Origin of the sequence: Blautia schinkii (genome assembly GCF_013304825.1) — a bacterium.
Lineage (GTDB): Bacteria > Bacillota > Clostridia > Lachnospirales > Lachnospiraceae > Blautia_A > Blautia_A schinkii_B.
Genome location: NZ_JAAWUO010000017.1, coordinates 83,228 through 104,584, shown reverse-complemented (window position 1 = coordinate 104,584; position 21,357 = coordinate 83,228). Strand labels below are relative to the sequence as shown.

General features: G+C 44.6%; 19 protein-coding genes and 1 tRNA gene. 7 read left to right on the top strand and 13 right to left on the bottom strand.

The window, feature by feature from the left end:
* Positions 1-65 precede the first annotated feature (65 nt).
* The 3 genes from HFM85_RS13240 to proC all read left to right on the top strand — a co-directional run bounded on the left by HFM85_RS13240 (position 66) and on the right by proC (position 1,516).
* Complete coding sequence (locus HFM85_RS13240; RefSeq protein ID WP_173738607.1) at positions 66-518, top strand: CYTH domain-containing protein; 453 nt, start codon at positions 66-68, stop codon at positions 516-518.
* A gap of 57 nt (positions 519-575) precedes the next feature.
* A tRNA-Gly gene (locus HFM85_RS13235) sits at positions 576-646 on the top strand.
* Positions 647-721: 75 nt separating this feature from the next.
* Complete coding sequence (gene proC, locus HFM85_RS13230; RefSeq protein ID WP_173738606.1) at positions 722-1,516, top strand: pyrroline-5-carboxylate reductase; 795 nt, start codon at positions 722-724, stop codon at positions 1,514-1,516.
* A 189-nt stretch (positions 1,517-1,705) separates the two neighbouring features.
* Here the strand turns inward: proC and HFM85_RS13225 are convergent, their stop codons facing one another.
* The 7 genes from HFM85_RS13225 to HFM85_RS13195 all read right to left on the bottom strand — a co-directional run bounded on the left by HFM85_RS13225 (position 1,706) and on the right by HFM85_RS13195 (position 9,965).
* Positions 1,706-2,728: a threonine aldolase family protein gene (locus HFM85_RS13225; protein ID WP_173738605.1), complete on the bottom strand. Its 1,023-nt coding sequence runs from the start codon at positions 2,726-2,728 to the stop codon at positions 1,706-1,708.
* A gap of 29 nt (positions 2,729-2,757) precedes the next feature.
* Complete coding sequence (locus HFM85_RS13220) at positions 2,758-3,786, bottom strand: LacI family DNA-binding transcriptional regulator (protein ID WP_173738604.1); 1,029 nt, start codon at positions 3,784-3,786, stop codon at positions 2,758-2,760.
* Positions 3,787-3,886: 100 nt separating this feature from the next.
* Positions 3,887-5,413 (bottom strand): DUF5605 domain-containing protein, encoded by a 1,527-nt coding sequence (locus HFM85_RS13215; protein WP_173738603.1) that lies wholly within the window; start codon positions 5,411-5,413, stop codon positions 3,887-3,889.
* A 71-nt stretch (positions 5,414-5,484) separates the two neighbouring features.
* Positions 5,485-6,324 carry a carbohydrate ABC transporter permease gene (locus HFM85_RS13210; protein ID WP_119238694.1) on the bottom strand — a complete coding sequence of 280 codons (840 nt, stop codon included), beginning with the start codon at positions 6,322-6,324 and terminating at the stop codon, positions 5,485-5,487.
* A 12-nt stretch (positions 6,325-6,336) separates the two neighbouring features.
* The gene (locus HFM85_RS13205) at positions 6,337-7,209 is read right to left on the bottom strand and encodes a carbohydrate ABC transporter permease (RefSeq protein ID WP_119238693.1); all 873 of its coding nucleotides are present in this window, start codon (positions 7,207-7,209) and stop codon (positions 6,337-6,339) included.
* A gap of 73 nt (positions 7,210-7,282) precedes the next feature.
* Positions 7,283-8,521, bottom strand: coding sequence for an ABC transporter substrate-binding protein (locus tag HFM85_RS13200; RefSeq protein WP_173738602.1), 1,239 nt, complete (start codon positions 8,519-8,521; stop codon positions 7,283-7,285).
* A 418-nt stretch (positions 8,522-8,939) separates the two neighbouring features.
* Positions 8,940-9,965, bottom strand: a complete 1,026-nt coding sequence (locus HFM85_RS13195; RefSeq protein WP_173738601.1) for an ABC transporter substrate-binding protein — start codon at positions 9,963-9,965, stop codon at positions 8,940-8,942.
* Positions 9,966-10,161: 196 nt separating this feature from the next.
* Between HFM85_RS13195 and HFM85_RS13190 the strand changes: the two genes are divergently transcribed.
* Complete coding sequence (locus HFM85_RS13190) at positions 10,162-11,520, top strand: M20 family metallopeptidase (protein WP_173738600.1); 1,359 nt, start codon at positions 10,162-10,164, stop codon at positions 11,518-11,520.
* 20 nt (positions 11,521-11,540) lie between these two features.
* Complete coding sequence (locus HFM85_RS13185; RefSeq protein ID WP_173738599.1) at positions 11,541-11,954, top strand: C-GCAxxG-C-C family protein; 414 nt, start codon at positions 11,541-11,543, stop codon at positions 11,952-11,954.
* Between the two features lie 73 nt (positions 11,955-12,027).
* Here HFM85_RS13185 and HFM85_RS16445 read toward each other — a convergent pair whose 3' ends face one another.
* Together HFM85_RS16445 and HFM85_RS13180 are read right to left on the bottom strand one after the other, a co-directional pair.
* Entirely contained in the window at positions 12,028-12,159 is a 132-nt protein-coding gene (locus HFM85_RS16445) for a hypothetical protein (protein ID WP_274602648.1), read from the bottom strand.
* 115 nt (positions 12,160-12,274) lie between these two features.
* Positions 12,275-13,120, bottom strand: a complete 846-nt coding sequence (locus tag HFM85_RS13180; protein WP_173738598.1) for an AraC family transcriptional regulator — start codon at positions 13,118-13,120, stop codon at positions 12,275-12,277.
* Positions 13,121-13,299: 179 nt separating this feature from the next.
* Here HFM85_RS13180 and HFM85_RS13175 point away from each other — a divergent pair, with 179 nt between their 5' ends.
* Positions 13,300-14,493: an MFS transporter gene (locus tag HFM85_RS13175; protein ID WP_173738597.1), complete on the top strand. Its 1,194-nt coding sequence runs from the start codon at positions 13,300-13,302 to the stop codon at positions 14,491-14,493.
* A 140-nt stretch (positions 14,494-14,633) separates the two neighbouring features.
* Here the strand turns inward: HFM85_RS13175 and HFM85_RS13170 are convergent, their stop codons facing one another.
* Entirely contained in the window at positions 14,634-16,751 is a 2,118-nt protein-coding gene (locus HFM85_RS13170) for a glycoside hydrolase family 36 protein (protein WP_173738596.1), read from the bottom strand.
* A 254-nt stretch (positions 16,752-17,005) separates the two neighbouring features.
* Here HFM85_RS13170 and HFM85_RS13165 point away from each other — a divergent pair, with 254 nt between their 5' ends.
* On the top strand, positions 17,006-17,953 hold the full coding sequence (locus tag HFM85_RS13165) for an AraC family transcriptional regulator (RefSeq protein WP_173738595.1): 948 nt from the start codon (positions 17,006-17,008) through the stop codon (positions 17,951-17,953).
* Between the two features lie 137 nt (positions 17,954-18,090).
* Here HFM85_RS13165 and HFM85_RS13160 read toward each other — a convergent pair whose 3' ends face one another.
* The 3 genes from HFM85_RS13160 to HFM85_RS13150 form a co-directional block, all read right to left on the bottom strand.
* Positions 18,091-20,166 (bottom strand): heavy metal translocating P-type ATPase, encoded by a 2,076-nt coding sequence (locus tag HFM85_RS13160; protein ID WP_330594906.1) that lies wholly within the window; start codon positions 20,164-20,166, stop codon positions 18,091-18,093.
* Between the two features lie 14 nt (positions 20,167-20,180).
* Complete coding sequence (locus tag HFM85_RS13155) at positions 20,181-20,522, bottom strand: DUF6110 family protein (RefSeq protein WP_173738594.1); 342 nt, start codon at positions 20,520-20,522, stop codon at positions 20,181-20,183.
* Between the two features lie 263 nt (positions 20,523-20,785).
* Positions 20,786-21,184: a transcriptional repressor gene (locus tag HFM85_RS13150; RefSeq protein WP_173738614.1), complete on the bottom strand. Its 399-nt coding sequence runs from the start codon at positions 21,182-21,184 to the stop codon at positions 20,786-20,788.
* Positions 21,185-21,357 lie beyond the last annotated feature (173 nt).

Here is a 21,357-nt window from a genome sequence, read left to right as displayed (position 1 = left end):
TGAAGTAGGAATGAAACATAGAAGTTTATAACTTTTTATAAGTTTTCAGTAACGGTATCTGTTTTATGGAAATCGAACGTAAATTTCTGATCCCGAAAGAAAATCTGCCAGCCGGCCTGGCTTCCTATCCCTGCCACAGGATCGAACAGAGTTATCTCTGTACTTCACCTGTAGTCCGCATCCGCAGACAGGATGATGAATATTTTCTTACTTATAAATCAAAAGGCCTGATGAGCCGCGAAGAATATAATCTTCCTCTGACTGCCGATGCCTACGAACATCTCAAACCTAAAGCCGATGGTATCCTTATTACAAAAGACCGCTATGTAATTCCTGAAAAAGACGGGCTTTTTATTGAGCTGGATGTGTTCCACGGGGAATATGAGGGAGTTCTTCTTGCTGAGGTCGAATTTCCTACGGAAGAAGCAGCTAATGCTTATATTGCACCGGAGTGGTTTGGGGAGGATGTGACTTATTCTACGAAATACCATAACAGCACTATGAGCCAGGGGTGGTAATATCCCGCAAATCAGCTCTTGTATTTCTTATTTCCAGTGCTATAATTGGGATTGCAGGCAGATATAGTTCATCGGTAGAACATCAGCTTCCCAAGCTGAGGAGGCGGGTTCGACTCCCGTTATCTGCTTTCATTGCCAAGAGAGGCACGCTTTCGGGAGCGTGTCTTTTTTTATAAAACATAATTCTAAGGAGGATTTTTATTATGAAGATCGGTTTTATCGGATGTGGAAATATGGGTTCTGCAATGATCGGCGGTATTCTCCGCCAAGGGATTTTTTCAAAAGATGAGATCATTGTTTCCAACCTTACAGAAGAAGGCAGAGAACGCAGCGAAAAAAATCTCGGTGTTGTCACCACTCCGGATAACAACGAAGTGGTCAGATCTGCAAAAACTATTGTACTTGCAGTAAAACCCCAGTTCTACGAGGAAGTCTTAGATGAAGTCCACAACAGCCTCACAGCAGATCACACTATCATTGGAATTGCCCCGGGCAAGACCCTTGCATGGCTGGAAGAAAAAGCCGGACTTCCTCTGAAAGTTGTCCGTTTCATGCCAAATACTCCCGCACAGGTTGGTGAAGGCATGACTGCTGTATGCGCCAACGAGCGCGTTTCCAAAGAAGGACTCGATGAAATTCTCAAGATCACAGACAGCTTCGGATGCACAGAAGTGATCCCTGAACGTCTTATGGATGCTGCAGGCGCTGTAGGCGGCTGTGCACCGGCTTATGTATTTATGTTCATCGAAGCTATGGCAGATGCCGCCGTAAGTCAGGGAATGCCCCGTAAACAGGCTTACAAATTTGCTTCCCAGACAGTACTTGGCAGTGCAAAGATGGTTCTTGAGACAGGCAGACATCCTGGCGATCTGAAGGACATGGTCTGCTCCCCTGCCGGAACTACCATCGAAGGTGTACGCACACTGGAGAAAAACGGTTTCCGCAGTGCTGTATTTGAAGCTCTGACTGCTGCCGCTGAGAAGGGCAAAAAATTATAATTCCTCACAGACCAAAAAATAAAAACCCCGCAGGAATTTACAAAACAGATGATATAAATTATCTCTTCATCAGGCATACTGCCAAGGATATTATATCTGTACCTGATTTTGCAGATCCTGCAGGGAATTATTTTATACCAAATTTCCTGCAATTATTTCTACTTTATGATCTTCTCAGGATGATACGCACTACAGCAATTCGATCAGCGCATCAATATCTTCCATCTTCGTTCCCCAGCTTGTAGCAAAACGGATCACTGTATGATCCTCATCATATTTCTCCCAGAAATCAAACCGGACTTTTTTTGCAAGTTCTTCTTTTTTATTATTTTCCAGGATTATGAACTGCTGGTTTGTCGGAGAATCAATATAAAGCTGGTATCCTTTTTCCTGAAGAGCTTTTTTCAGCTTCATAGCAGTGTCAATGGCGTTTCGGCTGATCTTTGTATACAGATCATCTGTAAATAAAGTATCAAACTGGATTCCCAGAAGGCGCCCCTTGGCCAGAAGAGCTCCCTGCTGCTTCACCATAGTCATGAAATGTTTCGGAGCTTTTTTCGTAAAAACAACTGCCTCACCGCAGAGTGCTCCTACCTTGGTTCCACCGATGTAGAATACATCTGTATATCTGGCGATATCCTCAAGTGTTACATCTGTTTCCGGGCTTACCAGGCCATATCCAAGTCTTGCTCCGTCCAGGAACAGCGGAAGCTCATAATGTCTGCACACATTGAAGATTTCTTCCAGTTCTTTCTTTGTATAAAGCGTTCCGTATTCTGTAGGATGGGAAATATATACCATTCCCGGAAATACCATATGGTCATGACTTTCATCCCCGTAAAAAGTTTCGATATATTCGGTTATGCTCTCTGCTTTGATCTTTCCGTTCTCTGCAGGAAGTGCCAGAACCTTATGTCCGGTATACTCGATAGCACCGGCTTCATGGCAGTTTACATGACCAGTCTCAGCTGCCAGTACACCCTCGTATCTGTTCAGCACGGAACCGATAACTGTCGCATTGGTCTGAGTTCCTCCTACCAGAAAAAACACCTCTGCATCCGGACAGCCACATGCCTTGCGGACCTTTTCTTTTGCAGAATCACAGTATTTATCTGTGCCATAGCCGGAAAGCTTCTCCATGTTTGTCTCCACAAGTTTTTCAAGGATCGCCGGATGCGCTCCCTCGCAGTAATCGTTTACAAAAAATAACATTTTATTTTCTCCTCATCTGTATTTCCATTTTATTTGACCGTCTGCCCCGGAATGATCTTGCAGGTGGAAAACGATTTGAATTTACAGGAAATCGCCCCCTTCATCTCCTGTTCCAGGAAAAGCATGGCCACATGCGCACGTTCCAGATGCTCCATCCGAAGTGTGGTAAGAAGGATATCTCCCGTAAGATAATCCGGGATCTCATCTACTCCCAGAAGAGAAATGTCTTCCGGAACCGAAATCTTCTTCTGCCGTAACGCCCGCATCACGCCAATGGAAATCTGATAATTTTCCATGATAAAGGCATCCGGCAGTTCATGAGTCTCCAGATATTTCAGTGTTGCCTCACATACCTCACTGGTAGTTTCTCCCAGCGGGTAAATAGATTCTTTCTCCAGTGGCAGGCCATTCTTCCGAAGTCCTGCACGGAATCCTGCACGCCTCTGCTGGAAATTAAAGATATTCTGGGTATTGGCCATGTATTTGATATTCCGGCATCCTCTGGAAACCAGATAATCTACGCAATCCCTGATTCCCTCCACTCCACCGAAGGTAACACAATGATATTCATTTCCAAGATCATTGTCATAGATCACCATGGGCTTTCGGATTGCCCGGAACGGTGGAAACTGATCCGGCTGCATCTCCGTTGCATACAGGATCACGCCTGCCACATTTTCCTCATTAGCCTCACGCACTACACGCTCCACGTCTTCTTTTTTTGCGGAAGAAGCATAAGTCACGCTGATGATACAGCCCATTCTTCTGGCTTCCTGTTCAAATATTGTCAGGCTGTCCGGGCATACATCCAATTCAAAATCCTTGAGGAATCTGAGAGCATTATCAATAAAAAGTACCTTGATGATATTTTTATTCTCTAATTCCTGCTTATCTTTTTCTTCTTTTTGTCGTTCTGCTTCTCCTGAAACTTCTTCAATATAATCAAAAATCCTTCGTCGGGTTTTCTCACTGACTCCTGGTTTATTGTTTAAAACCAGGGATACCGTTGCTTTGGAAAGATTAAGATTTCTCGCTATATCTGCTGCCTTTATCTTCATTCTGATCCCTCTTGATTTAAACTTCTCCTTGATTCTAAACACTTTTGGTTTTCCTGTCAACATAAAGCAGGGAGCCGCCTTTCCGGCAGCTCCCCATAAATCACTTAACCTCGCGCACGCGCACAGCCATATACTCTCTTCCCGGCAGGTCGATCCGGAACTTGCCTTTAAAGATTCCTTTCTTCTCGATCGTCATGTTCCAGGTATCAATTACTTCTACCTCAAATTCTGTCTCATCATCAATATGATACTCGCGGAATGACGGACGCATGAAGCTGTAATAGAAAATATAATATTTAATATCCTGAAGACTGTTATCTACTGCTGCGCCAACCTCATCCCACTGATTTTCCAGTGGACGAAGACCTGGCGCCGGAGTTTCTTCCATAATTTTCTGGAGAAATTTAAATCTCTCAGGGCTTTCTCCGTGAAGCTTGCCGCCATGAGACCACCAGAGAATTCCCTCATCATTCATATAGGTTTCTCCGTGTCCCGGATATGCACCTCTGCAGAATGCTTCCCAGAAACGTCTTGTCATTTCCTTTCCGCTGATATTTCCCCAGCCGTGCTGGATATTTCCTTCATATGCGATCTCATCCAGAACTACCGGTTTCTTGTATCGGATACGCCACTCATTTACCATCTCAGAGGATTTGTAAAGATCCTGTCTCTGGATGCTGCAGTGAGTGATCCATGGTCTTGTGTAATCATAGAAGCTCTTGCAGTTATGGATGGAGCGAAGATGATTGTATACATCCTTTTCCTGGATGATGGATGCGTAACGCTCCCAGTCCTCAGTTGTCTTTTTCGGGAAAAGATCGTACTCATTCGCAAGAGACCACCATACGTTTCTGTATGCACTCACTCTGGCAATGAGATATTTCCAGTAAAGATCATCACACTCTGCACTCATCTCACTGAAGCCCCATCTGTCATATGGATGCATCACAATGATGTCAGCCTCAATACCCAGCTCCATCAGCTTCTTTACGCAGTCATCGATATGCTGGAAATGTTTCACATTAAATCTCTTGTAATCGAAGTTATTACCCTCTGCACAGCCAACATATTCCAGAAAATTCTCAGATGTCAGTACAGAACTGTCCATCGGAGTTCCTTCATATGGATAGCTGATCGGCTCATTCAGGTTGTAGTCATAATGTTTCGGGAATACGCAGAAACGGATCTTATTAAATGCACTGTCTGCCAGTGTCTCCAGTGTCTGTTTCTGAAGCTCCTCGCTCTGAAGCTCCCATACATAACATGTTGTTCCGATAGAATAATATGGTTTTCCATCTTCATATGCCATGTGATAAGTGTAGGATACGCGAACAGGTCCATGGTTGTCTTCTTGTGCAGGTGTTACATGGAATGCACCTGTGTACACCTCATCGGAAAAGCTTCCTTTGATCTCAAATGTATAATCTCCTTCAAAGGATGGCATGAAACGTACACGGTAAATTCCGTCTCCATCATAGAAACCATCTACGGTTTTTGTCTCTTCTTTGCCTTTAAAGGTTCCCTGAATTGCATAATCGGTAAACGGATTTCCCTCATGTCTGCCTGACATTTCTGCTTCAAAGGTTCCCCATTTTTCTACGGATTCTGTATATTTGCAAGTACTCATAAGTCGTCCTCTTTCTTTCTGTAGTCATCCAGGCGGCTGTTCACGATCCGCTGTGCTGCCTGCATCTGATATCATGATTTAACTGCTCCGGCCATACCTTCTACGAAATATCTCTGGAAGATCAGGTATACAACCATAACCGGTATAACAGAAACAAGTACACCTGCACACAGATAACCATAATCTGTTCCGTGCTCACCTACGAATGTCATAATACCAACTGGTACTGTCTTCATGGCATTGTCGTTGATGATAACGCTTGCCAGAAGATACTCATTCCATGTGGAAAGGAAATCTGTGATAAACAGTGTTGCGATCGCCGGTTTTGCGATCGGCAGGATGATCTTGTAAAAAAGCTGCCATTTATTACATCCGTCAATACATGCAGCCTCATCAATATCTTTCGGAATTCCCAGCATGAAACCTCTCATGATCAGGATACAGTAGGAAATACCAAATCCGATATATACATAGAATAATCCGAAGTATGTGTTCAGAAGATTCAGTTTGCTGTAGATAATATTAATCGGCACAAGTGCTGTCTGCATCGGAAGCATCATACCAATAAGGAAGAATACAAAAAGCCCCACACGATGTTTGATGTTCAGTCGTGTTAATGCAAAGGAAGCCATAGCTCCTACGAAGATACCAAGCGGCACTTTCAGGCAGGAAATAATCAGGTCATTTTTCATATAGTTGAAAAGATTTCCTTTTGTGATGGCATTTGTAAAGTTGTCCCATGCAATCTCAGCAGGAAGCTGGAACAGACTTAAACCGCTCATGAAATCTTTTTTATGTTTCAGTGCTGTTACAACAAGTGTGAAAATTGGCACGATCCAGATCAGCGCAAGAATGATCAGAAGCACATACAGCAGCACTTTTTTTGTGATTTTTTTACTTTTTCCGTCCATTGTCTGCACCTCCTACTTTTCTTTTGCTGTAAAGGAAATATACGGAATGATTACTACAAGCATCATAACTACCATGATACATGCAACCGCAGTTCCCATACCTACATTGTTATACTGGAATGTCTGTGAATACATATATGTAGCAAGAACTTGGGTGGAGTTGTTCGGGCCGCCGCCTGTAAGACCCTGTACAATATCGTAAACCTTCATAGCTGCTACGATCAGAGTTGCAAGAACCATAACGAATGTTTCTTTCATAAGCGGTACCGTAACACTGAAGAATTTACGGATCGGGCCTGCACCGTCAATTGTTGCTGCCTCAAGGACATCCGGTGATACTGACTGAAGTCCTGCCAGGAAAAGGATCATAGGCTGGCCGATTCCCTGCCACAGTGCTGCTGCAAAAATTGCATACAGGCTAACCTTCGGATCGGAGATCCATGTCTGTTTAAAATTAATTCCAAGTACTTTGAAAAACTGATTGATAAAGCCGATATTCGGGTTGTAGATCCATCTCCAGATGATCGCTACTGCGATCGGTGCGATAACACATGGAAAATAGAAGAATGCACGGAACACAGTACGTCCGCGGAACTGTTTATTAAGGATTACTGCAAATCCAAGAGAAACCGTCATCATAAGTACGATCGTCAGCACGATCCAGATCAGGTTATTCTTCAACGCGATCATAAATGTCGCATCATTTGTAAACAAATTGATATAGTTTGCCAGACCTACAAATTCCTTCTCCGCAACACCGTTCCATTTAAACAGACTGATAAACAGTGAATAAAATACAGGTATTACAATAACGGAAAGGTAGATCACTGCTGCCGGTATCAGAAACGCATATGCACCAAAATCAATTTTGCTTTTTTTCTTCATTCCGGATTACCTCCATTTTTCGTAAAAGAGCGGCCAAAGCCCGCGCTCTGGCCGCTCCGTTATGCTTTTATGATTATTTAGCCTGATATTCCTCGATTGCTTTCTGGATATTAGCAGCTGCATCTTCCGGTGTCATCTCGCCGTTTGCAACTGCATCCTGTGCATTAAAGAGAACATCTGCAACCTCTGTCGGGAATGCCTGGTCAGTGATCGTGAATGTACCGTTCTCATTAGATGTTTCAAGCATACCGTTTACGTTGACCTGCTCAGCCGGAGCTTCAGCGCCCTGTACAGGAAGCGGTACGTTATAGTACTCACCATACTCTGCAACATTCTCATCGCTCTGATAGTAATCCATGAACTTCACGCATGCATCAAGTTCTTCATCAGAAAGATTAGCATTGAACTGTGTCATCTCTGCGAAAGCAGACATACGGTTGTCATCACCTGACGGGAATGCAAATACACCATAATTGTTAGGATCAAGATCATTCTGGATGAACTGTCCGTCATACCACTGTCCCTGGAGATCCATTGCACACTCTCCTGTACCCATTGCCATGATGGTATCGTTCGGGTCAAGTGTAAGGAAACCATCCGGGAAGTATCCTGCGTCAACCCACTCTTTATATTTCTCAAAAGCCTGTACTACTGCATCACAGTTCCAGCTCTCCTCAAATGTGTTCAGCTTGTCATGAAGCTCAGCACCTGCATAGTGCTCAACAAGAAGCTCAAACCATCTCATTACATGCCATCCGTTAAGTCCGGCTGTATCCATTGGTGTAACTCCGTTATCTTTCAGAGTCTTAAGAGCTGCTTCGAAATCCTCGAATGTAGCAGGAACTTCGATTCCGTTATCCTCAAAGATCTGTTTATTATAGTAAACACCAAGTGCATTGTAGCTTGTCGGATATCCGGAAAGCTTGTTTTCAAATGTACAGAGATTTAAAGAAGCTTCTGTAAATTTGTCGTTCCATCCGTTATCTTTCGCATACTGCGTAAGATCATATGTCTTTCCATTCTCCTCATAGAAGCTTCCAAGACTGCCGCCCCAGTTAAACCACATACTTGGAAGTGTATCGGAAGAAGCTGCTACTTTGCAGGCATCCTTGATTCCATCTGTGTCATAGAAAGAAGCTGTTACTTTAATATCCGGGTTTGCTTCGTTGAATGCCTCTACGATCGGCTCAACTGCGTTCTGTCTTGTGTTCAGTGTCCAGAAAGAAACCTCTGTTGCTGCACTTACGGAAGAAGCCATTCCGAATACCATTGTTCCTGCAAGTACTGCTGCCATTACCTTTTTAAAATTCATCTCATTTCCTCCTTTAAACTTTTCGTAAATTTTGTTTAGTTCATTTCGTTTTTTGTTAAACTAAAGATAGCATATTGTTTAGTGTTTTTCAACTGTTTTTTACTATTTCTGCATTTATTATAATTTTTTATCCATTTTTTTGTGCATTTCGACATATTTTTATGCTTATCCGTTTAATGTAGCATATACTTTCTAGTCTTATATGTAAAAAACCGATTATGTATTGTTTAGTTTATAGATTTCATCTGTTTATTCTCTGCCATTTTCAGACTGTGTTTTTTTACATTTTCTGCTATTTTGTGACTTATATTTGCATCATCTTCCTTTTTTTCTGCTTTATATGCTAAAAATCCCTGTGGATATTTTATAGATCCACAGGGATTTCTTCTCTTTCTTTTAAACTTTTTAAACTTTTTTATTATTTATCTTTTGATGCCTTTTCTGCACTGGATGTCTGGACCAGATCTTCATAGTTCACCCGCTGAGACAGTTCTCCTGCATCTTCCAGGATATCCTGAAGAAGCTCAAAACTGTGTTTCTCAAAAATAAGATTTTCTTTCCAGGTATCCTGGTCGTAATAGCGTTTTACAATAGTAGTGATAGTTTCAATATCTGTTTCCTTGAACTGCGGTGCGATCACTTCTGCGATTTCCTCCGGCGTATGGCTCTGCACATAGTCCATCCCCTTCTGAAGTGCATCGGTAAATTTCTGGATGATCTCAGGATTTTCTTTCATGTAGCTTGCTTTTGCACTGTAGGATGTGTAAGGCACATATCCGGATGCTTCTCCAAGAGATGCCACCACATACCCCCCGCCTTCTTTTTCCAGGATCGTGGCTGACGGTTCGAACTCTACAGTATATGCAGCTGAATCATCACCGGTAAAAGCTGCCGCTGTGGAACCGAAATCGATACTCTGGTCAATAGTCAGATCCTTTTGCGGATCAATGCCGTTTTTCTTCAGAATATATTCAAATACCATTTCCGGCATGCCACCCTTACGACCGCCAAGAACCTTCTTCCCTTTCAGATCCTCCCATTTGAAATCAGGCATCTCTTCTCTCGCCACAAGGAAATTCCCTGCACGCTGGGTTAACTGTGCGAAATTCACGACAGGATCAGTTGCACCCTCCTGATAAGCATAGACAGATGCTTCTGCGCCCATAAATCCGATATCTGCCTCACCGGAGATTACAGCAGTCATCGTTTTATCTGCTCCAAATCCCGTCACCAGTGTCAGATCCAGACCTTCCTCAGCAAAATATCCCTCCTCGATCGCAACATACTGAGGTGCGTAGAAAATCGAATGCGCCACTTCATTTAAAGTGACTTTGCTCAATTTCTCCTCTTCCTTATCTTTCTTTGCTGCAAAGACTGTCATCGGCAACGCCGTCACTGCCAGCACAACTGCAGCTGCCAGTGCGATCCATTTTTTATTTTTCATACAGATACTCCTTTTTTGACTTCTGATTTTAGCATATGCCCAAAGGACCTGAAGGGTTCTGCCGAATGGATTGGTACGTCTTCAACAGGTAAAAATCTACTCTACCGTTCATTACGATCTGTGCTATAATAGAGCTCATAACATCAGCGTTCCCTCCTGTCACTTTCCGGAACGCTGTAAACAGGAGGAAATCAATATGGATATTAAAAAGGAAATCCACGCATTATCAGAAGAAATGCTCACAAATCTTGGCAGACTGGTTGCCATTGACTCCCAGCTCGGTACACCTTCCGAGGGAAAGCCATTCGGTGAGGGCCCTGCAAAAGCCCTGGAAGAAGGACTTAAGATTGCCGAAGAGCTTGGCTTTAAAACCGTAAACCTGGATAACTACTGTGGTTATGCCGAAATGGGTGAGGGCGATGAGATCGTCGGCATCGCCGGTCATCTGGATATCGTTCCTGTAGGTGGAGACTGGACCTACGATCCGTTCAGCCTTACCCGTGAAGGCGATCATGTATACGGCCGTGGAACCACTGATGACAAAGGCCCTATCCTGGAGGCGCTTTATGCCATGAAGCTTCTCCGCGACCACGGCGTGAAGCTGAACAAAAGAGTCCGCCTGATCATGGGCTGCAACGAGGAAACAGGTTCCAGATGTATGGCACACTACAATCAGGTAGCAGAAGAGCTTTCCTGCGGTTTCACACCGGATGCCAGCTTCCCGTGTATCCACGGTGAAAAAGGCCGTGCATTTATGATGGCCTATTCTAAAAATACCCGCATCATCTCTGCAAACGGCGGCTTTGTTGCAAATGCAATGTGCGACACCTGCACAACTGTGATTCCTGCAGATGCCGGCCTGAAAGAAAAACTGGAAGCAGCACTGTCCCAGAGTAAACTTCAGGAATACAAAGTAACAGAAGAAAACGGTGAGCTTACCATTTATGCCAAAGGTGTTCCTGCCCATGCCAGCACACCGGCACTTGGTGTCAATGCTGCAGGCGTAACTTTCGAATGCCTTGCAAAAGCCGGATTCGAGGATGATTTTGTAGAATTCTATAATTCTCATCTTGGAACTTCCTGCGACGGTTCTGGTATTGGCCTGAAATTTGCAGATGAATACGGCGACCTGACATTCTGCAACGGAATCGTCAAAACAGAAAACGGAGTGATCTCCTGCACCATCGACATCCGTGTTCCTGTAACACTTGGTGAGGCAGAACTCCGCAAAATGTGTGAGGGTAAACTGGAAGACAAAAACGGCCGCATTGAGATCGTTGAAGTTGGCGCACCGTTATTCTTCCCAAAAGAATCTCCTCTCGTAAACGCACTGTATAAAGCCTACACAGATGTAACAGGTGACACTGAACATAAACCGGTAGTCATCGGAGGCGGCACTTACGCAAAATCCCTCAAAAACATCATAGCCTTCGGACCTGAAAAAGAGGGAATTGACTACCGCATCCACGGAGCCGATGAATTTATCCTGGTCTCCGGTATGGAAGAAGCGGTACTGATCTATATGGAAGCGATCAAAAACCTACTTGCGATCTGAAATCAGGAGGATAAGAAATCATGAGTACAAAAGCTGAATACGCTACAAAATTACACGAGAATGGCTGTAATTGTGCACAGGCAGTTGCCTGTTCTTTCTGCCGGGAATTTGGCATTGATGAAAACGAGATGTTCCGTATTGCCGAGGGCTTCGGACTTGGAATGGGTGTTATGGAAATGTGCGGTGCTCTTTCCGGAATGGCTATGATCATCGGACTTTCCAACAGCCGCGGAAACACTGAAGAAGGTTCCAAAACCAAAGGTGACACTTACAAAAAGCTTCGCACCTATATCGGGAAATTCAAAGAAAAAAACGGCTCCTGTATCTGCCGTGAATTAAAAGGTGTGGAGACAGGCAAGGTTCTCTGCAGCTGCCCACAGTGTATCACAGATGCGGTTGCTCTTACAGAAGAATATCTTGCGGAAAACAAATAATCTCATAAAAGAAAACAGCAGAATTGTATGTTTCCAGTAATCCCGGGACATACAGCTCTGCTGTTTTCTTTTCTTATTCGATTTTCACTGTCAGATCCTTCAGCCATCTGTATTTCTTATAATTCAGGTACACAGCCGGGATCTTTACAAATTCATCCAAGCTGATGAGCTTTCTGGTAAATGCCGGGGCTCTTTTATTTTCCATTTATTTTTGCCCACGCCTCTTCATCAAACTTACGGTCCTTAAAGTAATATGGCTTGTCCGCATCTGTGATCTCTCAGATAAAACTTTTGTTCTGCCTCTTCTAACTCATCCCCGATCACACCGTCTTCCTGAATTTCGCCGGTGACACTCCAAACTGCTCCCGGAACAGATGATAAAAGTGGCTCACATTGGAAAATCCGCAGCACTCACAGATATCCAGGATCTCCCGGTCTGTCTGTGCCAGAAGATAAACTGCATATTTCAGACGCTCCTGGTTGATATACTGGGTAGGCGTTTTCCCACAGATTTGTTTCAGCAGCCTGCAGAGATGGCTTGGAGAGCAGGGAGCCAACTCGCACATTTTTTCGTAGCCTTCCTGGAGATTTTCAATCTTTGACATATTTAAGAGAAGCTCTGACAACCAGGAAGGCATCTGATTCCAGGGATCCTTTTCATCATAAGTGAAGAAATAATCCTCCAGAAGAAGTGCAATGACACACTGCGCATGATATCTTGCGTGCCGAGGATGGCTACTGTTTACCAACTTTCCCGCAGTATCCATTGCATCCAGAACCTTGCGGAAATTTTCCCCTTCCAGATGTACATAGGCAGGCATCTCACCATTTATCAGTTTATCCATCTTTTCCTCCTGCTCCAGAAACAGGGAAACATTCCGGAGCACCTGGGTAGAAAAGCCCAGATTCCGGACGCAGAAATTCTCCGAATGATAAAAGTTATAGCTGTGCATATCATTGGGGCGTATAAAAAACAGATCCCCCTTCCTTACTGTCTGCACAGAATCATTGATCATATGATAGGCCGTACCCTCTGAAATGATGAAAAGTTCATAATGATTATGAGTATGTATTGGCACATGCTTGTAAATATCCGAAATCGTATAGGAAAGTCCGGACTCTCTGTTCAGCGGATACTGTTCTTTTCCAAATACCGGTATTTCCATCTTCTCTTCTCCTCCCCACTTTCTGATATCAATATACTACAAAAATCTGACAGCTGTAAACAAGAAACATCGTGTAAATTGTGATATTCTTTTACCGCATTGAAGAAGATTTTTCATTGAAGATGATTTCTCTGATGCAGAAACTTACTCTTTATTTTTTTCAGGGAGGACTTATTATCATGTCATCATCCAAAACTCGATTTTTTAATCCGGCTGTTGTAGGTCTGATCATGCTCAGCTTTTTCCTTGGTACCAGTGAATATACGGTGATCGGTATCCTTCCGGAAATTGCGGACGGATTCGGGATTTCACTGACTCAGGCCGGAAACATTGTATCTCTGTTTGCCTTTGCCTATGGCCTGGGCACTCCGTTTCTGGCTGCCTATGTGGGAAAATACAACCGTTTTCGTATTACCATGCTGGGAATCTCACTGTTTGCGCTCTGCAATCTGATCTGTGCCATTGCTGTCAATTACATGGTATTTCTGGTGTTCCGTATTCTTACGGCTGTGGTTTCCGGCACTGTGGTCTCCATCTCCATGACTTATGCGGAAGATGTTGCTTCCATTCCGGAGCATATCCCTGGTGTGATCGCAGGTGTTTTTTCAGGCTTCAGTGTCGCTTCTGTTGTGGGTGTGCCTATCGCTTCCACCATCACTCAAGTTTTTGGCTGGCGTGCGGCTTTTATCACGATCTTCGTGGCAACCCTGGCTCTGCTGGCACTTCTGTTTGTGAAGCTGCCGCGACAGAACCGGCTGAAGGCCGGAAGTATTCTGGAACAGTTTAAGCTTTTTCTGGACAAAAGGATCTCCATTGGCTGTGCCATCGTTTTCCTGGCAGGTGCCTCCACCTACTGCTTCTATACCTATCTGACACCGATCTTTCAGCAGGAGCTTCATATTCCGGATTCCATGCTGAGTGTTGCGCTTCTGATCTTTGGTATTGCAGCGATCACCAGCAATGTAAGCTCCGGTCAGGTGGCAAACAAAACCGGCATCCGCCTGCTGCCTCTGATCTACGTCATCCAGACTGTATGCCTGCTGCTTCTGCCCATTGCCACCCATAATCTGGTAAGCGGAGGACTGGTACTTTTTATCCTCGGTGTTATGATGTATCTTCTGAACTCACCACTGCAGATGCATTTTCTGAAGATTGCCACCAGAGAGCATCCTGCCTGTGTAAACCTGGCATCTTCTCTGATCTCGGTTTTCTTTAACTTTGGTATTGCAGCCGGTTCTGCCATGGGTGGAGTGATCGTAAAATATGCCGGACTTCGTTTTGTAGGGATCGGAGGTGCAGTTCCAGGCATCGGAGCAATCATCTGTGCTGTGATCCTGCTTCAGATCATGAAGCCTGGTGCGGATATCCGGTAAGTAAAAATACAGCCAGAAAATTGTCCGGATCTTATATCCGATATTCCTGGCTGTATTTTATTTTCTCAATATTCTTCTGTTACTGATGTGGTTTTATTTTCATAGTCTTTCAATCCCATAATCAGAACTTTTCTGCATTCCTATTTCATCTCGATCCTAAACAGTCTGGCTGCTTTTTCCAGAGGCATCTTCACTACAAGATTTCCGTTTTCGATCTTATATTCGCACATCTCTTCCTTCGGATAGATCACAGATACTCTGCGGATCTGATCTGCATTTTCCAGCGGGATCACTGCTTCTGTTGTTCCTGGTGTCCATACAGAAAGATAGGTATTCTTCTCTGCTTTCACTCCGTAAGCAAGAACTTCAGATTTCAGAGTTCCAAAACCAAGTGGGAAAAACGGCACGCCGTCACAGACTTCCTCTCGGATCTCCTTATACAGGGAGATTCCCTCCTTCATACGGTTCATGGAATTTTCTCCCAGCTTCCATACCATACCGCTGATATATGGGCGGAGAAGCATACCATTTACTACATTGTAGATCACATGCTCTTCTTCATCCTCATACGGATATACCCACATACCTCCCTGCTCCGGAGTTACCGCACTGGCCACGTTGGCAGCGATATTGGCATTGTAGAGGTAATCCGTCTGATCACTGGTAGACTGCAGGCTTAAGATCTTCAGCATACCATAATCCATACGCTGTCCTCCGGAACCGCAATTCTCCACAACAAGCTCCGGATGATCCCGGAAGATCTCCTCATACCACCGGTGAAGGCATTCATAATGCTCACGGATGGCATCTGCACAGCTGTCACTGTTCAGGTCACTTCCGTATCCCATGGTTACGTTATAGTCCACTTTAAAGTACTCTACGCCGTAATCATTGATCAGCCTGTCTACTACATCACGGCAGTATTTCCGTACCTCCGGATTGCGGAAATCCAGCATATAGCGTTTATTGTCAATGTGGCGTTTTCCATGGCGGCAGACAAACCAGTCATCAGGAAGCTTGTTTGCCAGCTCGCATGCAACTCCCATAACCTCGATTTCCAGCCAGAGTCCCATTTTCAGGCCTTTACTATGTGCATGATCGCAGACTTCTTTCAGACCATTCGGGAATCTTCCGGATGCTTCTTTCCATTCCCCGACACGGTCCCACCAGAATCCGTCATCATACCATCCCGCATCCAGACAGTAATATTCACATCCGAGCTCTGCTGCCTTGTCAATAATGGAAAGCTCCCGCTCAGTTGTAGGGTCTCCCATCAGGCAGTTCATGTAATCATTAAATACCACGTTCAGCTTCTCATCGTCCGTATTAGGTCTGCGTACTTTTCTCCGATATCTGGTCAGTGCCGCTGCTGCCGGATTCAGGCCACCTTTTACAACAGCTGCCCCTGCCGGAACGGTTGTGAAGCTTTCTCCCGGTTTCAGATTCTTATACCAGCCGTGCTCCTGCTCTGTGGCACCGCTTAAGGCAAGATACAGATTTCCGCCCTGTGCAGAGCCATATTCGGCCAGCCACTGTCCGGAGCTTTCAATCTGGAAAATATACGTCTCCCCCGTTTCTCTGTCCTCGGCAATTCCCATGGGAAGATACTCACAGGTAGACCAGGTGCCCTTTCCACTGTAGCAATAACGGTTCAGTCCATATCCCTGATGATTGAAGCCATCTACGACCATGCCGTTTAAATTCAGTGTTTCTGCATCATATTTCTGCCACTGTGCCTCACAGCACCAGCTGTTAAACGGCACATAGATATCTGTTTTTTTATAATAAGGCTTCTTGCCGCCTCTGGAAATTCCCTGATATATAAAAGAAGAAACATAGGTCAGCCCCTGATCCTCGCTTCCCTCGTTGATGATCTCTGTCCAGGTCTGTACTGCCGGCACTCCGTCAAACAGGCGCATATGATATACTGCCTTCAGCTTTTCCGGGGAAACCATTACGATCTCCAGCTCTTTTCCGCCGTCCTGCGCCTTCAGCTCATGGTTCTCATAAACAAAATCCACAGAGGACTTATTGATGTTATTTTTGTAGGCATGCATGTTCAGGCTGCCTGTACCGCTTCTGTGTATCTCAACAGCCGGATAACAGATATCCTCCTTCGGCTCCATAACTGCTTTTTTTACTTCCTGTGATGAAAAATCTGCCAGCTCTACCACACCGTTTTCTCGGATACGGAACCGGATATCCAGGCCATTCTCATGTAATTCGATTATTTTCATGTTTTCATTTTTATAGCTCATAGAAAATACCCTCCGTTTTTCTGATTCTGATCACAGTATAGCATCTGTTTTTTTATAAGGTGACAGGTATCATCCCCTAAATGTAAAAATGCAATATATTGTCGTATTTATTTTTGCGTGATATACTGTTTACAGACAGCAAAGGGTACATTCAGGCGGGCAGGTTTTTTAACCGGATATCTGCATCTGTCTGACTCGAAATTTACAGCTGAAATATTTACATTCCGCTTCGCAGCATACTCAGGAGGTTTTTCATGTCAGATATTTTTCAAGACTCTTCCCGATATTTCCATGTTTCTGCTTTTTACGCTCTCTCCCTGCCTTATTATCACATGAAGCATCACACCCATTCCAGTTATGAAATTATGTATATCACCTCAGGCTCCTGCCGGGTTTTCTGCCTGGATGGCACACAGGACACGGAATTCCCACTGAAATCCGGACAGTTTATCTTTATCCGGCCGGATGTACCTCACAGGCTGGAGATCCCGGATGGTTTTCCATGCTCGATTCTGAATCTGGAATTTTCCCTTACTCCCGAAAAAAGCCCGGTTGCTCTGGAGCTTCTCCTGAAAAAGGATCCCGGATTTTCCCGGTTCTGGAATTTTACGGAGTCCTCCCAGGGCTTCTGCTCCGGCACGGATTCCCGAAGCTTAGGATACAGTCTGAAGGATCTGCTCACCTTTCTGCAGCACAGCTCCAATCAGATGAATGAGGAAGAATTTCTCTTCTTTCTTCTTTTCAGCCGCATGCTTACAGAGCTTGCATTCTGCGCCCGCTCCAGTCGGAGTGCCCAGGGAATCGTCTATCTGAAAAAAGCTCTCCGCTACATTGATGAGCATTATCTGGAAGACATTGATATTCCTGCCATCTCCGCATATGCAGGGATCAACAAATCCTACCTGCAGGCGCTCTTTACAGAAAAAAACGGCTGCACCATCAATACTTATATTAACCGCAAGCGTATGGAACAGGCAGCCTTTCTTCTGTGCAACAGTACTCTGCACATTACGGATATTGCCTTTTCTTCCGGCTACAACAGCCGGCAGCATTTTGCACATACCTTCGAAAAATTTTATCATATGAGCCCTTCCCGGTACCGAAGTCTCCATACACGACCGCTTCAGTCAGATACAAAAAAGAAGCGGTACCATATGGCCGATGGACTGAAGCTGGAAAGCGAACCCTTTCCTCAGGAATAAAACTTACCATCTTCAATACACCTTCCGGCTGATATCTGCGATCCACGTCTGATCAGCCGGAAAAAAAGAGACCAGGCACGAAGCTCTTATCTCTTCGATAACCTGGCCGGCTTTTTATATTATTTTGAAAAACTCTTCTATGGAAGCAGATTCTGCATACTCTTCAGACTGATCGCCAGTGTGGAGGTATTGTGCAGAAGTGCGGATGTAGTCGGCTGCAGAATTCCCGCAACACCGCAGGCGATCAGACCTGCGTTAAAAGTAACGATGAAACGGTAGTTACGTCTGATGCGTTTCATCAAAGCATTGCTGATTTCCTTGAGTACTACAAGCTCCTGAAGATCATCTGCGCCTACTGTAATATCTGCGATCTCACGTGCGATTTCTGCTCCGTCACTGATGGCAATACCAACATTGGCCGCGGAAAGTGCCGGTGAATCGTTGATTCCGTCACCTACCATAATAACCTTTCTTCCGGCTGCCTTCTCTTTCTCAATGAAGTTAGCCTTGTCTTCCGGAAGTACCTCGGAATAATATTCATCCACGCCTACACGTCTGGCAATGGCTGCTGCTGTACGCTCGCTGTCACCTGTCATCATAACGATCTTGGAGATTCCTGCTGCGCGCAATGCATCAACAGAAGCCTTCGCTTCCTCACGGAGCGGATCCTCGATGCAGATCACGGCTGCAAGGCGTCCATCGATTGCAAGATAAAGGTGGGAATACTCCTCCGGAATATTATCGAATTTCGCCTGTCCATCCTCCGGAATTACACACTTCTCATCTTCAAATACGAAGTGGTAACTTCCGATCACAGCTTTATGATCTTCAATTGTTGTGGAAATGCCGTGTGCTACGATATATTCAACCTTGGAGTGCATCTCCTCGTGGGCCAGCTGTTTCTTCCTGGCTGCGCTGACAACGGCCTTAGCCATGGAGTGGGGGAAATGTTCCTCCATACATGCTGCGATACGAAGCATCTCATCCGGATTGTTCTCCTCAAATGATACCACATCCACAACTGTCGGTTTCGCCTTGGTCAGTGTTCCTGTTTTATCAAATACAATAGTATCTGCCTCAGCAATAGCCTCCAGATATTTACCGCCCTTAACTGTTACCTTATGTGTACCAGCCTCACGGATCGCGGACAGTACGGAGATCGGCATTGCAAGCTTCAGAGCACACGAAAAATCTACCATGAGGATTGCAAGTGCCTTGGTAGCATTTCTGGTGAGGAGATATGTAAGTGCTGTTCCGCCAAGTGTATACGGTACCAGCTTGTCTGCCAGATGCTCTGCTTTGCCTTCAAGGGAAGATTTCAGCTTCTCTGATTCCTCGATCATGGTAACGATCTTATCGTAACGGCTGGAACCGCCTACTGTCTTCACACGGATCGTGATCTCGCCTTCCTCAACAACAGTGCCTGCATAAGCTACGCTGTCCGGCTTCTTGCATACAGGTACAGACTCTCCTGTAAGAGATGCCTGGTTAACCATAGCCTCTCCATCTGTAACAGTTCCGTCAAACGGGATAACGGTACCCATTCTTACTACTACTTCATCTCCCGGCTGGATCTCTCCGGACTCTACCAGGATCTCCTGCTCATCCTTCTTAAGCCATACCTTGCCCACGTTCAGGGACATGGTTCTGGCAAGATCGCCAACGGATTTCTTATGTGTCCATTCCTCCAGAAGCTCTCCGATTCCAAGCAGGAACATAATAGAGCCTGCTGTACCAAAGTCCTGACGGAATACAGATACGCCGATAGCAGTTGCATCCAGAACCGGCACCTCGATCTTGCGGTGAAGAAGTGTATCAATGCCCTTCCAGATATATTTCAGGGAAGTAGCTGTTGTATAGATCGCATTCAGCGGATATGGCAGAAAAAGCTTTCTTCCATAATGACAGATCACCTTGGATATCAGTTTCTCCTGATATTCTGAATTCAGGGCTCTTCCTGAGCTCTGCAGTACCTGTGACGGAACTTCCACATCCTGATAATGGAACGCCCGGATACCGGAAATGATCTCCGCTCTGCTCCCCTGATAGCATACTACTGCATCACAGGTTCTCTCATATACCTTGGCAGTAACCACTCCGTTAAGGTTCTCAAGGTAATATGCCAGTGTATCTGCCTGCTCATAGCTCATTCTCTTCTGATCAAGATGGATACGAATCCTGCCTCTTGTCTCATGTCTGATAAAAAATTTCACGGAAAATCGCCTCTTTACTCAGCTTTCTCTTCTGCTGCTTCTTCTGTTGCCTCTTCTTCTGTCTCTTTGAAAGCATCCTCACCTGCAGGCTCTTCTGCTGTCTCAACATCTTCTACAGCCTCTTCCGCTACTGCTCTCTCCTCATTGATTTCCTTAGCCTCAGCATAAATATCTTCAGCGTTCTCCTGAAGGTTTGTAGCTGTTTTCATGATGCAGTCTTTAGCTCTTAAAACGGCTGCTGTACATCCTGTGTAAAGCTTCTTCGCATCCTTGCTTGTAAGGATCTTGATTCCTGCTGTTCCGAAAAGAACACCTGCTGCAAAAAGTCCTGATTTTTTAAATTTGAAGTCTGCCATAATAATCTCCTCCTGATATGATTATTTCTTTACTGTTTTCCGGGAGCTCTTCTTAAATCTGCCCCGATATTTTTATCATTATATGGCACTTTTAAAAAAAAGTCCAGTGTTTTTTTGTGTGAATTTAAAACAATTCGATAAATTTTCAGTTATTTTCTTCTAACAGTTGTTTTTTACTAACAGTTGTTTCGAACTAATTTTTAGTCTTTCCAAACTGTTCTTACCTATTATATAGTTATACTATGTTTCCGGTGACAGTATTTCTATCCGATCTTATGTACCGGAAGCAGGGCAAGTGTTCTGATATTCTGCCCTGTGATATCTCCGCAAGCTTTCAGTCCGGCCAGGATCACCTCGTTAAGCTTCTGCCCGGACAAATGGCAGATCGTATCATCATCCAGCTCCACTGTGCAGGCTCCTTTTGTGCTGCAGGCCACACGGTACATGTTCTTTCTGCTGATAGCCCCTATGGACTCTAACGTATTGATCATACGGTATACAGTTGCCACGCCGATCTTCTGATCCAGGGCAAAGGCTCTGTAGTAGATTTCCTTACAGCAGGAGCACTCCCCCTCCAGGATAATGTCCAGAAGGATCATCCTCTGTCTGGTAATACGCAGCCCCCGTTCCTTCAGCTTCTCTATAATAAGATCCTTCTGCATCTGTGTGTGTCGGTAACATCCTGTTCTCTTCTCATCTTTCTCAGCTTCTGTATTCTGCAATCTGAACCCTCCTTTATTATTGAGAGAACTTTTCTTTTCCCTATTAAGTTAGTATACCTCAACTTCAGTTAGCTGTAAATAACTCTTTTGGATTTTTTTTCAAATATTGAGGA